Source organism: Nonomuraea sp. NPDC049684, from assembly GCF_044465345.1.
Lineage (GTDB): Bacteria > Actinomycetota > Actinomycetes > Streptosporangiales > Streptosporangiaceae > Nonomuraea.
Genome location: NZ_JBITLO010000001.1, coordinates 465,601 through 480,332 on the forward strand (window position 1 = coordinate 465,601; position 14,732 = coordinate 480,332).

12 protein-coding genes are annotated in these 14,732 nt (G+C 73.3%); 9 read left to right on the forward strand and 3 right to left on the reverse strand.

Translation table 11 applies throughout. From position 1 onward, the window contains the following. Positions 1-45: 45 nt before the first annotated feature. From ACIBST_RS02180 to ACIBST_RS02215, 8 genes are all read left to right on the forward strand, one after another. Entirely contained in the window at positions 46-342 is a 297-nt protein-coding gene (locus tag ACIBST_RS02180) for a phosphopantetheine-binding protein (protein ID WP_397168311.1), read from the forward strand. Continuing rightward, positions 335-1,516, forward strand: coding sequence for a cytochrome P450 (locus tag ACIBST_RS02185; protein WP_397168313.1), 1,182 nt, complete (start codon positions 335-337; stop codon positions 1,514-1,516). The genes ACIBST_RS02180 and ACIBST_RS02185 overlap by 8 nt, the downstream gene beginning before the upstream one ends. Further along, on the forward strand, positions 1,513-2,787 hold the full coding sequence (locus tag ACIBST_RS02190) for a condensation domain-containing protein (RefSeq protein WP_397168315.1): 1,275 nt from the start codon (positions 1,513-1,515) through the stop codon (positions 2,785-2,787). The genes ACIBST_RS02185 and ACIBST_RS02190 overlap by 4 nt, the downstream gene beginning before the upstream one ends. Next, positions 2,780-4,159 (forward strand): amino acid adenylation domain-containing protein, encoded by a 1,380-nt coding sequence (locus tag ACIBST_RS02195; RefSeq protein ID WP_397168317.1) that lies wholly within the window; start codon positions 2,780-2,782, stop codon positions 4,157-4,159. Before ACIBST_RS02190 ends, ACIBST_RS02195 begins: the two co-directional genes overlap by 8 nt. A 106-nt stretch (positions 4,160-4,265) precedes the next feature. After that, positions 4,266-4,865, forward strand: a complete 600-nt coding sequence (locus ACIBST_RS02200; protein ID WP_397168318.1) for an RNA polymerase sigma factor — start codon at positions 4,266-4,268, stop codon at positions 4,863-4,865. Continuing rightward, positions 4,858-5,754, forward strand: a complete 897-nt coding sequence (locus ACIBST_RS02205; RefSeq protein WP_397168320.1) for a hypothetical protein — start codon at positions 4,858-4,860, stop codon at positions 5,752-5,754. Before ACIBST_RS02200 ends, ACIBST_RS02205 begins: the two co-directional genes overlap by 8 nt. A gap of 128 nt (positions 5,755-5,882) precedes the next feature. Next, positions 5,883-6,443, forward strand: a complete 561-nt coding sequence (locus ACIBST_RS02210; protein ID WP_397168322.1) for an RNA polymerase sigma factor — start codon at positions 5,883-5,885, stop codon at positions 6,441-6,443. After that, entirely contained in the window at positions 6,440-7,417 is a 978-nt protein-coding gene (locus tag ACIBST_RS02215) for a hypothetical protein (RefSeq protein ID WP_397168323.1), read from the forward strand. Before ACIBST_RS02210 ends, ACIBST_RS02215 begins: the two co-directional genes overlap by 4 nt. Positions 7,418-7,458: 41 nt before the next feature. Here ACIBST_RS02215 and ACIBST_RS02220 read toward each other — a convergent pair whose 3' ends face one another. Further along, positions 7,459-8,172 carry an SDR family NAD(P)-dependent oxidoreductase gene (locus ACIBST_RS02220; protein WP_397168325.1) on the reverse strand — a complete coding sequence of 238 codons (714 nt, stop codon included), beginning with the start codon at positions 8,170-8,172 and terminating at the stop codon, positions 7,459-7,461. 73 nt (positions 8,173-8,245) lie between these two features. Continuing rightward, positions 8,246-8,791, reverse strand: a complete 546-nt coding sequence (locus ACIBST_RS02225; RefSeq protein WP_397168327.1) for a hypothetical protein — start codon at positions 8,789-8,791, stop codon at positions 8,246-8,248. A 210-nt stretch (positions 8,792-9,001) separates the two neighbouring features. Between ACIBST_RS02225 and ACIBST_RS02230 the strand changes: the two genes are divergently transcribed. Beyond that, positions 9,002-10,843 (forward strand): serine hydrolase domain-containing protein, encoded by a 1,842-nt coding sequence (locus ACIBST_RS02230; protein ID WP_397168329.1) that lies wholly within the window; start codon positions 9,002-9,004, stop codon positions 10,841-10,843. Positions 10,844-10,855: 12 nt separating this feature from the next. On the opposite strand, the gene ACIBST_RS02235 is transcribed toward ACIBST_RS02230, so the two are convergent. Beyond that, entirely contained in the window at positions 10,856-14,632 is a 3,777-nt protein-coding gene (locus ACIBST_RS02235) for a protein kinase (protein WP_397168330.1), read from the reverse strand. Positions 14,633-14,732 lie beyond the last annotated feature (100 nt).

Consider the following 14,732-nt stretch of genomic DNA (forward strand, 5'->3'; position numbering starts at 1 on the left):
GGCAGGGTGGGCGGGTTCTCGCGTTCACCTCACCACGGAGCTGGGATGACCACTGTCACGTCACGGGACGACCTGGAACTGGAATCGGCGTACGAGGCTCCACGCACCGACATCGAACGGCGGCTGGCCGTCCTGTGGTCGGCCAAGCTGGGCGTCGCGCCCGTCGGCGTCGAGGACGACTTCTTCGAGCTGGGCGGCGACTCCCTGCTGGCGGCCGACGTGCAGTTCGCGATCGACCGGGAGTTCGGCTTCGAGGTGCCCGCCTGGACGCTGTTCCTGTCGCCGACCATCGCCGAGCTGGCCGAGGTGATCGGCTCGCCGGCCCCGCTCGACCATGCCTGACCTCGCCGACCCCGCCCTGTTCGAGGCGGGCGGGCAGCACGAGACCTGGCGGTGGTTGCGCGAGAACGACCCGGTGCACCGGCACGACCGGGGCTTCTGGTCGGTCACCCGGTACGCCGACGTGGACCGCGTCCTGCGCGACCACACGTGCTTCACCAGCGAGCGCGGCACCCTGCTCAACCTGCTGGGCCGCGCCGACCCGGCCGCCGGGCGGCAGCTCGCCGCCACCGACCCGCCCGCGCACGACCGGATGCGCGCCCCGCTGCAGAAGGTCATGGGCATGCGCTCGGCCGCCGCCTACGAGCCGTCCGTCATCGCGGCGATCACCGCCCTGCTCGCCCCCGGCCTGGACGGGCCGGAGTTCGACCTGGCCGCCGCCGTACGGGGGCTGCCGCTGGCGCTGGTCGGGCCGCTGCTGGAGCTGCCGCGCGACGACCGTCCGCGCCTGCTGACGCTGGTCATGGCGGCCAGCGCCGAGGACGACCCCGACTACCAGCTCACCGGCGACGCGTCCGGGACGCTGCGCCGGGCGCACCGCGAGCTGTTCGCCTACTTCCTGCACCTGGTACGGGAGCGCGCCCGCAAGCCGGGCGAGGACCTGATCAGCCTGATGCTGTCGCGGGACGGCGGCCGGATGGACCCCGGCACGGCCGTCTCCAACTGCTACAGCCTGCTGCTCGGGGCGGGCGTCACCCTGCCGAACGTGGCCAGTTCGACGGTGTTCGAGCTGGCCCGGGGCGGCGGCTACCGCGCCTGGGCCGCCCGTCCGGACCTGCTGCGCGGCGGGGTCGAGGAGGCGCTGCGCTGGGCGTCGCCCGGCAGCCACTTCATGCGGCACACGACCCGGCCGGTGCGGCTGTCGGGCGTGCAGCTCGCGGCGGGCGAGCCCGTGGTCGCCTGGATCGGCTCGGCCAACCGCGACCCCGCCGTCTTCGCCGACCCCGACACGTTCGACCCGGCCCGCACGCCCAACCGCCACCTCGCCTTCGGCAGCGGACACCACTACTGCATCGGATCCCACCTGGCCCGGCTGACGCTGCGGCTGTTCTTCGCGACGCTCTTCGCGACCTTCGCCGACGTCGAGGTGGCCGGCGAACCGGTCCGGGTGCGATCGACCTTCCTCACCGGTTTCAAGAAGCTGATCATCTCGGGGACGCCCAGGAGAGGCCAATGACGACAGAGATCCCGTTCACCTACGCCCAGCAACTGCTGCTCGGGCTGGAGCAGGCCGTGCCGGGGAGCGTGCTCAACTCGACGTTCATCGTGCGGGCGGCCTACCGCGTGCCGCACGAGGTGGACGCCGGCGTGCTGCGCCTGGCCGTGGATGACGTCGTGGCCAGGCACGACGCGCTGCGCACGGCCGTGTCGCGCGACCCGGACGGCGAGGTCCGGGCCCGGGTGCACGAGAGCGCGCCGGGCCGCCTGCTGGTGCACGACGTGGACGACGAGGACGCCTTCCTCGCGATGGCCACCGGCTCGGCCTACCCGCCGGACGAGCCGCCGCTGCTGTGGGTGCACCTGGGCCGCTGCGCGGACGGCACGAGCCTGCTGGTGATCGTCGCCCACCACCTCACCTCCGACGCCTGGTCGCTGCCGCTGCTGGCGCGCGACCTGTCGGACGCCTACACCGCCCGGCTGCGCGGCGGGCCGCCGCCGGGCACGGCCGTCATGGGGTACGCCGAGGTCGCCGCCGACGACTTCTCGCCCTCCTGGGAGCGGACGATCACCGACGCGCTGCCGTACTGGAAGGAGCGGCTGGACGGCGTGGCGGAGCTCGCCATGCCGGTGCCGACGCCCGGCAGGCGCGGCGACCAGCGGACGTGCCGTTTCACCGTGCCCGGCCCGCTGTGGCGGGACCTGGGCCGGGTGGCCCGCCGCCGCAGGACCACGCCGTTCACCCTGCTGCTGACGGCGTTCACCGCGTCGGTCTGGGCCGGGCGCCGCGACGCGGTCGTGCCGGTCATCACCGCCGGGCGCAAGCCGTCGGAGTGGTACACGGCCGGGTTCATGCTCAACATGTTGTGGCTGCGGATCACCACCGGCGACCCCGCCGACCTGGACGAGCTGAGCCGCCGCGCCGACGAGGCGTGCCGGGCGGCCTACCGGCACGACGTGCCGCTGCTGCGGGTGCTGCCCGAGGCGCCGGAGCTGGCGGCCGTGATGTTCGACCCGTCGGAGGTCGTCGAGCGCACCTTCCCGGTGTTCCAGCTCATCCCCAGGACGCCGTTCGCCCCCACCGCCGAGGACCCGGCGCTGCTGCTGACGCCCGTGCCGGAGGAGCGGCAGCCCGCGCCCGTGATGCCGGTGCACCTGCTGTGGTCGATGCGGGTGGAGGAGGAGGTGATCGGTATCGTCGCCTACGAGGCCGCGATGTTCGGCCGCGACTGGGTGGAGGCGAAGGTCGCCGGGTTCCTGCACATCCTGGAGCGGCTGGCCGATGCTTGAGCTCATCGAGCCGCACCTGGGCGGCGCGGCCACGGCGATCGCCGACCGCGAGGGCGAGCTGTCCTACCGGGACCTGGACCGGATCAGCGCCGGGCTGGCCCGGGAGCTGCTGGACGCGGGCCTGCGCCCCGACGAGCCCGTGGTGATCCATGCGCATCTGTCCCGGTGGGCGGTCATCGGGATGCTCGCCGTCCTGCGGGCCGGCGGCCGTTACGTGGCCATCGACGCCGCCTTCCCCTTCCAGCGGCAGCAGGACGTCGCCCAGGCGTGCGGGGCCCGGATCGCGCTCATCGAGCCCGACATGATCGTCCCGCTGACCGGCCCGGTCCGGCGCGTCGAGATGTCCGGTACGGTCCTGCCGGCCGGGCCGCTGCCCGCGACCTCGGCGCGGCTCGCCTACACCTGCTTCACCAGCGGCTCGACGGGCACGCCGAAGCCCGTCACCGTCTCGCGGGCCGCCCTGGCCTGGTCGACCGGGGCGCGGCTGGCCCACTACGCGACGCCGGTCACCGGGTTCCTGCTCTGCTCGTCCATCTCCTTCGACAGCTCGGTCGCCGGCATCTACTGGACGCTGGCCTGCGGCGGCCGGCTGGTCATCCCGAGCCAGCGCCCGTCCGACCTGGCCGCCGCCGCGCGGTTCGCCGTCGAGCACCGGCCCTCGCACCTGCTCATGGTGCCGTCGTTCTACGGGCTGGCACTCCGCAACGGCCTGGCCGAGGCGTTCGGGTCGCTCGGCACGGTGATCGTCGCGGGCGAGACGTGCCCGCCCGCGCTGGTCGGGGAGCACTACGCGGCGCTGCCCGGCGCGGTGCTGCACAACGAGTACGGCCCCACCGAGTGCACCGTCTGGAGCACGGTCCACCGCTGCGTCCCCGAGGACGCGGCGGCGGCCCGGGTGCCGATCGGCCGCCCGGTCCCGGGGGCGCGGGTGTCGATCGCGGATCCCGGCCCGGACGGCGTCGGGGAGCTGGTGATCTCCGGCCCCGGCCTGGCCGAGGGCATCGGGGACGCCTACCGCACCGGCGACCTGGTCTCCCTGCGCCCGGACGGCGAGCTGCTGTTCCACGGCCGTGCCGACCACCAGCTCAAGCTGGGCGGCGCGCGGCTGGAACGGGCGGAGATCGAGCACGCCATGGCGGGCTTCCCCGGTGTGCTGGCCGCCGCCGTCGGGGTCGCGCGGGCCGGTTCCGGACCGGCCCGGCTGAAGGGCTACCTCGTCACCGGCGAGGACCGGATCGACCGCCGGGCCCTGCGCGCCCACCTGCTGGACCGGCTGCCGATCGTGGCCGTCCCGACGGTGTTCCAGCGGCTGGACGCGCTGCCGCGGCTGCCCAACGGCAAGGTCGACTACACCGTCCTCGACGGCGGCTGATCGCCTGCCGGGATGATGGGGGGCGTTCCGTACGCGGTCGCCGGGAACCGCTCGCGGCCGGTCAGGCAACAACAGTTGTCCTGATTCATCGCCGAAAGGCCACGAAGTGAGCGCCCCGAACCCTACGGAAGGTGATGACGCCTCCCATGTCCAACGCTCCCTGCACGAACCGGAAGCCTTCGCCGAGCTGTTCCGCCGGCACGCCTCCGGCATCACCCGGTACGTCACCAGAAGGCTGGGGGCCGACGCGGCGGACGACGTGGTGGCGGAGACGTTCCTGACGGCGTTCCGGCAGCGCGGCCGGTACGACCTGTCCCGCCCGCACGCCCGTCCCTGGCTGTACGGCATCGCCACCAACCTGATGGGCCGCCACGTGCGCGCCGAGGTGCACCAGTTGCGCGTGCTCGAACGCACCGGCAGCGACCCGGTCACGGCCTCCTTCACCGACCGCAGCGACGACCGGGTCAGCGCCGCCGCGGCCCGCCGCCGTCTGGCCGGGGCGCTGGCGGCGCTGCCCCGGGGGCACCGGGACGCGCTGCTCCTGGTCGCGTGGGCCGGGCTGACGTACCCCGAGGTCGCCGAGGCGCTGGACGTGCGCGTCGGAACCGTGCGGTCGCGGATCAACCGGGCCAGGGAGAAGTTGCGCCGGGAGCTCGGCGGAGTCAACCCCATGGCCATCGTCAGCGAGGAGCCCGCCCATGAATGAGATGACCGAGCTCGAACGCCTCCGCCGCGAGGTGCCCGCGCCCGCCGCGGACGCGCTGGCCGCGCAGGAGGGCCGCTTCCTGGCCGCGCTGGCCGCGGAGAGGGACCGCCTCCCGGCCGCCCGGCGCACCCGTCTTCTCGTGGGGCTGCCGGCCGCGGCCGTGCTCGCCGCCGTGCTCGCCGCCGTGCTCGCCGCCGTGCTCGCCGCCGTGGCCGTCCTGGGGCCGGTGGTGGCCGGGCGCGACGCCCGTCCCGCCGCGTACGCCAACGCCGCCATCGACATCGAGCTGCGCGGCGACCAATACGTGGCCACGATCAAGGACCCGTTCGCCGACCACGCCCTCTACAACGAGGCGTTCCGGGCGATGGGCCTGGACGTCGCCCTGGACCTGCGACCCGCCTCCCCCACCGGGGTCGGCCGGGTCTTCCGGCTCGGCTTCGCCGGCACGACCGAGCGCGACCGCATCGGCGGCGCCCTCCGGCCCGAAGGCTGCACCCCCGGGCAGCCGGGCTGCGCGCTCACCGTCACCGTCTCCAAGGGGTTCGGCGGCAAGGGGACGCTCTACCTCGGCCGCCCGGCCAGGCCCGGCGAGCCGTACCAGAACAACGCCGACGCCGGCCGCAAGGGCGAGGCCCTGGAGGGGTACGCCGCGGACGGCCGCACGGTCGCCGAGGTCCTGGCCGAGACGCGCAGGCGGGGCCTGGAGGTGTCGTTCCAGATCATCGAGCCCGCTCCCGGCGGTGACGGCTTCTCGGTGGACCCGCGGGAGCAGTCGGCGAAGGTGGGCGGCCACTGGGTGGTGTGGGCCGCCGAGCCGCAACGGCAGGGCGCGGTGCGGCTGCTGGTGTCGGAGAAGCGCGTGCCGAAGAACCCCGTGAGCGGCGAGTGACCGCGCCTCTCCTGTCGCATCTCTCCCCACTCGCCGCGGTTTCCGGCGAAATGATGGCACGTGTGCGCACATAGGCAGGGGTGTCCGAACAAATGATTCGATGAGGAGATCCGCCATGGGAACCGCCCGTGGATGACGAGCGATCGGCCAGGTTCGAGGCCGCCTACAACCGGGCCTACGGCCAGATCACCGCCTACGCCGCGCGCCGGTGCGACTCGCCCCAGGACGCCGCCGACGTGGTGGCCGAGACCTTCACCGTCGCCTGGCGCCGGGTGGACGAGCTGCCGGAGGGCCCCGAGGCCACCCTCTGGCTGTACGGGGTGGCGCGCAAGGTCCTGGCCAACCATTTCCGGGGCGACAACCGCCGCCGGGAGCGCACGGCCGAGCTCGACGCCGAACTCGCCGACCTGTACGGCCACTCGCCCGACACCCGGGTCGAGCTGGACGCGATCGGCCGGGCCTTCCGCAGCCTGCCCGACGACGACCGGGAGCTGCTGTCCCTGGTCGCCTGGGAGGGGCTGGAGCGCGAGGAGATCGCGAAGGCGCTGGGGCTGTCCCGCAACGCCGTGCGCATCAGGCTGCACCGCGCCCGCAAGCGCCTGTCGCGCGCCTTGACGGCGGCGGGCGTGCACGTCACCGCAGAGAGCCGGCTGGTCCCGGCGGAGAGGCCGCTGGGGGGAGCGCTGTGAAGGAAACCGTGTGGGACGCCGTGAAGAACGTCGACGAGATCGAGGCGATCAGGGCGTTGGCCCGGGTCGCGCCGGGTGAGCGGGGAGGTGAGCCGTCCGGCGCGGGGGCGCGGGCGCTGCTGGCCACGATCACCGCCGAGGATCCGGGGCCGGAGCCAGGCACGGCCCGACGGGTGCGCCGGGGCGTCAGGCCGAGGCGGCTGGCGTTGGGGCTGGCCACCGCCGTCGCGCTGGCCGCCGGTGTGGTGACGGTCCCGATCGCGCTGAAGGACGGCGCGCCCACCTCGTGGGCCGTCAACCTGGACGATGGGATGGTGACGATCCAGATCCGCGACTTCGACGACGCGCCGGAGCTGGAGCGGCGGCTGAAGGAGCTGGGCGTGCCCGCGACGGTGGACCACGTCCCCACGGGCATGATGTGCCGCGAACCGCGCGGGAAGCACGTGGAGAACATCCCTCGCGGTCTCTACAGCGTGCCGGAGAACATCCCGGGCGAGACCGAGGGCTGGCAGATGCGGATCAACAGCAAGCTGTTCGGCCCGGGCCAGACGTTCGTCTGGACCATCAGCGGCAAGCACGGCATGACCACGACGTACCTGATGGAGGGCCCGGTCTCGCCCTGCGAGCCGGTGCCCGCGCCCACGCCGAAGCACGTGGAGCCGGAGTTCCGCGCCGCCACCTACAAGGGCCGCTCGCTGGAGGGCCTGCGGGTGGACGAGAAGACGGTCGGCGAGGTGCTGCCCGAGCTGCGGAAGCGCGGCAAGAAGGTGATCTTCGCCGTCATCTCAGTCCCGCCCGGCAACCCGGGAGGGTACGGCATCGACCGCACCCAGAGCACGCCCGTCGGCGACAACTGGGTGGTCTGGGAGGCGGAGGAGAACGCCAAGGGGGTGATCCAGCTGCTCGTGACGGAGGAGCGCCTGGACAAGAACCCGGTCTACGGCGGCCCCCGCGACGCGGTCATCAAGGACTGACCGGCGGTCCCGCGCGCCTCCCGGGGAGGCGCGCGGGACGGTCACCAGGCGAGCGGCCCCTCGGCGTCGAAGTAGCCGCCGGTGGGGCCGTCCGGCCCCACCTGGGCCATGCGCACGATGATCTCGGCGCCCTGCTCGACGGTCTGCCGGCCGCTGTTGCCGTTCAGGTCGGTACGGGTGAAGCCGGGTTCGACCGCGTTGATCCGCATCTCCGGGAACGCCTTGGCGTACTGGACGGTGACCATGTTGACCGCCGCCTTCGACGCCGGGTACGCGACGCCCGCGTAGGCATGACCGGGGCGGCCGGGATCGGTCATCCGGGACAGCGAGGCCAGGCCGCTGCTCACGTTGACCACGACCGGCGCGCCGGAGCGCCGCAGCAGCGGCAGGAACGTGTGGAGCACGCGCACCATGCCGAACACGTTCGTCTCGAACGTGCGCCGCATCATCTCGGCGGTCACCTCCGCCGCCCCGGCCACCACCTGGCCGTCGTCCCCCATCTCCACCTGGATGCCGGCGTTGTTGACCAGCACGTCCAGCCCGCCGCCCGCCTCGACGGCCCGCACCGCCGCCGTCACGGACGCGTCGTCGGTGACGTCCAGCGCCACCGCCCGCGCGCCCAGCCGCTCGGCGGCCAGCCGTCCACGCCCGGCGTCCCGGCTGGCGACGTAGACGGTGTGCCCGGCGCCGACGAGCCGCCGCGCGGTCTCGAACCCGAGCCCTTTGTTGGCCCCTGTGATCAGTGTCGTCGTCATGGACGCGACGCTAGGAATTCGAGCGCGCTCGAAGTCAAAGCCGGCGTTCGAGGCACCGGCGCACCAGTGACCCTCAACCCGCGCCGAACCCGATGACCTTCCAGGGAGCGTCGTCCGACTGCCGGCCCGTGAGAAACATGTACGGCCAGTGCCTGTCGTCGTTAGGCGGGTCTTCGTCGCACCGGCGCACCTCGATGTCGACGGCGACGCTTCGTACCTGCCGATACCCGCCAGGACCGTACTCGTCAGGTACAGGCTCGCCGACTGCGGAGACCTTCACGTCGGCCCATGTGTCCAGCGGGTCATCGGGCCAGCTGTGGACATGCCGGTAATGAGCCGGCGCCGACAGAAGGCGTACCGCTTCGTCGTCACGGGCGGCGACGGCCTCCAGGTAGGCGCGCACCACCACGTCGGCAGCCGCGTCCCGCTTCGGCATGGTGACCGGCGGCCCCTGTGAAACGGAGCAGGTGGAACAGCCCGCACCACAGCACACCAAGAGCAGGGTGGCCAGCGTCGCGAGCAGCTTTCTCGTCGTCAACACCTCGTCCTTCCCGCTCGTACGGCCGAATGCGGGGAGGGCGTCGCCGATCTCCCCCGCCTGTTTCGATGCGCTGATCATGATCCATCAGATCGACCCACATCGCATGGAATTGACCCGATTCCGATTCCGATCATGGAGGCAAGCAGGGCGGGCCCTGAACGGCGGCGGAGGCCCTCCAGCGCGATCCAGGCACACCTCCGGCCCGCGCCGGAGCCGGTCGCGGTTGGCCCTGGGCGGGCATCTCTGCCAAGATCACCGTGTTTCGCCCCGCCTTGACCGAGGAGCCCTGTGGACAGGAGACGTTTTCTCACCCTGACCGGTGTCGCCGGACTGGCGGCCGCCACAGTGCCCGCCGGGCCCGCGTTCGCGGCGGCCTACCCGTTCGCGGACGCAGGGCTGACCTCCGAGGCGCACGCCAAGCTGGCCGAGCTGGCTCCCTACGGCGTCACGGCGCTCGCCTTCACGCCGTCCGGCGGCTGGGTCATGGTGACGCAGGACGGGCGGTACTTCGCCCGCGGCATCCCCGACGCCTGCTTCACGGAGCTGGGAGCGCTGGTCAAGGCCGGCCGGAAGGTCAACGCCGTCGCCTTCCCGCCGGAGGGCGGCGACCGCTGGGTGATCACCACCGACAAGGGCGTGTCGTCCCGCGGGCTGCCCGCGGCGTGCCTCAGCCGGATCAAGGCGTACTACACCGCCGGGCAGCAGGTCGTGGACGTGGCCTTCCCGCCCGCCGGCGGCGACCGCTGGACGGTCGTCGCGTCCGGGGCCTTCCAGGCCAGCGGCGTGGACGACGAGTGCTACCAGATGATGCGCAACCTGACCCAGGGCGGCCGCCGGCTGACCCGCGTCGCCTTCCCCAAGGCGGGCGGCTGGGCCCTGGTCGCGCAGGACGAGTTCCACGCCCGCGGCATCGACGACGCCTGCTTCGCGAAGATGAAGACCCTGGCCGGCGGCGGCTGGCAGCTGCACAACCTGGCCTTCGCGCCGGGCGGCGGCTGGGCGCTGTGCTCCCGGGGCAAGGCGCCCGCGCTGCCCGCCGACCGGGTGCGCCAGTTCGAGAACGCGGTCGGCGGCTCGACCATCTGGCAGCGGATGAGCGCGTACAAGACGCCGGGCGTGGCGGTCGCGGTGGTCGTCGGCAACAAGATCGCCTGGTCCACCGGCTACGGCCGGCTCGCCGCCGGCGGCGCCCCCGCCGCGCATCCGGAGAGCGCGTTCCAGGCCGCCTCCATCAGCAAGGCCGTGGCCGCGGTGGGTGTGCTGCGGCTGCTCCAGACGCGCAAGATCGCGCTCACCGCCGACGTCCGCCCGCATCTCGGCTGGACGCTGCCAGCCCGGTCGTGCGTGTCACCGACGGCGGCGCCGACCGTCGAGCAGCTCCTGACGCACCGCGCCGGGGTCGTCGGACGCGGCTCCACCTCGCCCGCCGGGGCCTGCTCCGGCTTCGACGCCGGCGGCGGCGGCTTCGCCGGGTACGGCGCCGCCGCCACGGTCCCGTCACTGCTGCAGATCATGAACGGCGAGGGCAACTCCCCCAGGATCGAGCTGTCCACGGAGCCGGGCGCCGAGTACCACTACTCCGGCGCCGGGTACGTGCTGCTCCAGCGCATGGTGGAGGAGCTGACCGGCAGGTCGCTGGCCGACTACATGAGCCAGGAGGTGTTCGCCCCGCTGGGCATGGCGGGCAGCTCGTACGCGCTCTCCCCCGCCTTCGAGCTCGCCTCCGGCCACACCTCCTCCGGGACGGTCGTCCCGGGCGGCCACAACCGGTATCCCGAGTCCGCCGCCGCCGGCCTCTACACGAACGTGCTCGACCTGTGCCGCCTGGTGTCGTACCTCAACCGAGCCTGGACCGCCACCGGCGACATCGCCGGGCCGCTCACCCGCGCGTCGGTGCGCTCGCTGCTCACCGAGGGCCCGCAGCCCGGGATGGGACGCGGCCTGTTCGTCGCCGGCTCCGGCACCCGGAACTTCTCCTACACCCACGACGGCTCCAACTACGGCTTCAGGTCGGTGTTCAAGGGCTACCCGGAGCTCGGCGCGGGCTACGCCGTGCTGGCCAACGGCAACGACGCGGCGCTGGTCAACGAGGTCGCCGAGGCCGTCAGGTCCGTCTACGGCTGGGCGTAACGCACAGCGGGGTCAGGCCGGGTCCCTCTCCAACTCGGCCAGGCGGCCGATCAGCTCGGCCGCGGTCGGCCGCAGGGCGGGGTCCTTGGCCAGGGCGCCGGTCAGCAGCGGGCGCAGCAGGACGGGAGCCGCCTCCACGTCGGCCCGGCTCTCCACGATGTTGTAGAAGACCTTCTCGAACGAGCCCGTGCCGAAGGGGGGCCGGCCGGTGGCCGCGAAGAGCAGCACGGCGCCCCAGGCGTGCACGTCGGCCGGCGGCCCCGCCCGCTCCCCCGAGATGATCTCCGGTGAGAGGTAGCCGGGGGTGCCGACGAACATGCCCGTCATGGTGAGCCTGGTGGAGTCGACGGCCTGGGCGATGCCCAGGTCGATCACGACGGGGTCGCCGTCCACCAGCAGCACGTTGCTCGGCTTCAGGTCGCGGTGGACGACCCCCGCCGCGTGCATGGCGGCCAGCGCCTGCGCCATGCCCTTCGCCACGCGGATCAGGGCGGCGACCTCCAGCGGCCCGTCCCTGCCGACCAGCTCGGTCAGGGAGACGCCGGGCACGTACCGGGTCACGATGTAGGGCGGGTCGCCGGTCACGTCCACGTCGAGGACCTCGGCCACGTGGTCGTCGCGGACCAGGCGCATCGCCTCGACCTCCTGGGCCAGGCGCCGCCGGGCGAGGGTGTCGCCGGCCACCTCGGGACGCAGCGCCTTGATCGCCACCTGCCTGCCGCCCGGATCGACGGCGAGGTGCACCACGCCGGTGCCGCCCTCGCCCAGCCTGCGCAGCAGCCGGTAGGGGCCGATGCGGTCACCGCGCGGGCCGTCGGCCGGCGCGCCCGGCTGCTCGTTCTCCAGGCGCATCCAGCGCGACCGGCCGAGGGTGACGGTGGCGCCGGGCCGGATCGTCACCGGCTCGTCCGGCGGGAGGTCGTGGGCCGTGGCCTCGCCGGGGATGCGCAGGCGGGTGCCGTGGGCCGAGCCCAGGTCGATCACGTTGACGTCCCAGCCGTCGAGCTTGACCCGCAGGTGGTGGCGGGAGACCGTGCTCTCGGGGTCGGCCAGCTTGACCGGGCGGGCCCGGCCGGCGACCACCTCGGGGGCCGTCTCCGGCGAGCGGCCGAGCAGATAGGTGGCGTCGAGCCGGAGCGTCGTCCCGTCGTCGAGGACGAGCGTCCCGAGCGGCGGGCGCGGGCCCTTGTGCGGCACCAGCGTGCGCTTGAGCGCGCGTCCGCACACTGCGCAGGCGGCCACGCGGGGATCGTTGAAGTGTCCCTTCTTGCAGTCGACGCCGTAGACCTGCACGTCGTCCCGGGCGACGTCCGGCAGCGGGACGGTTGCCTCCTCGGGCCGCCGGACGGGACCGGGCGTGTCCGGCAGGTGGAGCGCCCGGCCCTCGGGGGTGCCGGCCAGGGCGGCCAGCAGGTCGGCGGGGTGCTGGAAGCGGTCGTCCGGCCGGCTCGCCGTCGCCCTGGCGATGATCTCCCGCAGGTGCGGCAGGCCGGTCAGCGCCGACAGGTCGACCCGCCCGCCCAGGATCGCCGCGATGACGGCGGGGATGCTGCTCTCGCCCGGGTACGGCGACTGCCCGGTCAGCGAGAAGTACAGGAGCACGCCGAGCGAGTAGAGGTCGGACCTGACGTCCACCACCTCGTTCCGCACGGCCTCGGGCGACATGTACGCGGGCGTCCCGACGATGGAGTCGCCGGGGCTGGTGATCTCGGCCGCCTCCCTGCTCTTGGCGATGCCGAAGTCGACGATGACGGCGTCCTTCGACGGTTTCATCATGATGTTCGATGGTTTGAGGTCGATGCGGGTGACCCGGCGGCCGTCCAGGTAGGTGAGCGCCTCGGCGATCTGGACGCCCAGGCGGACGGCGTCGGCGGGGCTCAGCGGGCCCTGCTGGCGCACGACCTCGCTGAGCGTGCGCCCTTCGACCAGCTCCATCACCAGGATCGGCCGGCCCTCGTCGTCGAGGGCGACGTCGTAGGTGCGCACGATCCTGGGGTGGTCGAGCTGGATGGCGATGGCGGCCTCCCTGCGCAGCCGCGCCTCCCCGTGGGGGGTGCCGGACGGGAAGCGGCGTGGCACCTTCACCGCCACGTCCCGGGCCAGCACGATGTCCCGTCCGCGGTAGACGGTGCTCTGGCCGCCCTCGCCGATGAACTCGACCAGCTCGTACCGGGTGCCGACGGTCCGCAGCACCGACTCGACCCCGGCCGGCTCCGGGCTCGCCTGCCGCGTGGGGACCACCGTGACGTCGCGGGACGGGACGCGCAGGAACATGTCGAGCGCGGCCCGTTCGCCCTCGTTGCCCAGGGCGATGCCGAGCAGGGTGTTCTTCAGCCCGTCGGCGAGCTTGTACGACACCAGCCGCGCGTCGGCGTCCCCGCCGTAGTTCGTCGCGTCCGGCCTGCCGGGGTCGCGGGCCACGGTCAGCACGCCGTGCACCTCCAGGTGCAGCAGCAGCCGGTCGACGCCGGCCCGTCCGACGTGCAGCAGCGGGTCGAGCTCGGGCTGCTCGGCCGAGCCGACGATGTCGAGCGCGGTGAACGTGTCGCCCTGCCTGCGCAGGATCCAGTCCACGATGTAGTAGCCGGTGAGCCGCCACCGGTCCTCGTCGATCGGCACCCGGAACAGCCGGTCCTGGCCGCTCTGCCGGAAGAACAGCTCCAGCAGCTCCTCCAGCCGGGCGTAGAACGCGACGCGCTGCTCGTCCTGGTCGCCGATGACCAGGAACGGCCGCTCGCCCTCCCACCTGACCAGCTCGCCGAACTCCTGGAGCAGCCGGCGGGGGATGCCGCGCGCCTTGAAGCGGAGGTAGCGGGCCAGTTGCTCGAACTCGGCCGGCCGCTCGTCGAGCACCGCCTCCAGCAGGCGGCCGGGCGCCTCCCAGGAGCAGGGGACGTAACAGCGCCAGGCGAAGACGCTTTCGTAGACGCTGTTGCCCCGGCCGGTGTCCCTGACCACGTGGTCGTGCAGGTCGGGGCCGGCCACCACGAGGAAGTGCGCGCCCTGCGTGGTGAGCGTGTTCTTCAGGCTGCCCAGCAGCCGTTCGATCTCGTCGAGGCCGGACGGGCTCGCGGTGAGCTTGTCCACCTCGTCCAGCACGATGATCAGATGGACCCGCCGCGGCCCGCGGGACCAGCGGCGCCATCCGCGCCGCCGCGCCGGCTGCCGGGCCAGCAGGTTGATGATGCGCGCCAGGTCGTGCTCGACGTCGGTCTCGGAGTAGGTCAGGTAGGAGGCCTCCAGCCCCAGGGCGTGGGTGCGCTTGCCGGACAGGCTGCCGCTGGGGCTCAGCCAGCCGGCCGGCCCGGTCAGCTTCTTGGCCGCCGGGCCCATGCCGACGTTGAACGTCGCCGTGCGCTCGGAGGAGTCCGTCTGCGTCTGCTTGAGCCCGAACGAGGTGCGCACGTGCGCGAGCAGCAACGCGCGCCGCGCGGCCGCGTCGAGGCGTTGCAGCACCCGCCGGTCCTGCAGCGTCTCGTAGGTCCGCCGGACCACGGCGAAGAGCAGCTGGTCGGGGGTCATGGGACGGGCGACGTTCAGCGAGACCGGCACGACCAGCTCGTCGCGGGGGCGGCCGGCGGCGATCTCCGCCACCGCGCGCATGACGACCGTGCTCTTGCCCACGCCGCGGAATCCGGTGATGAGGAACGTGCCTCCGCGCGACCAGTGGAGCCGCTGGTTCAGCTCGTCGACGAGCTCGGCGTTCCCCAGCAGCGGCATCGACTGCTCGTCGTGGCGCAGCGGCTCGTGGATGTAGCGGAAGGAGCCCTTGAGAGGAACCCTCAGCATTCTCACCCCTCGTTCGGCGGAGCAGATCCCCTGGGACAAACGAGGGCGCCGGATCCCCGGTTCCCCCGCGAGTACCGTACGCGCCGGCGGCCCCGTCCGC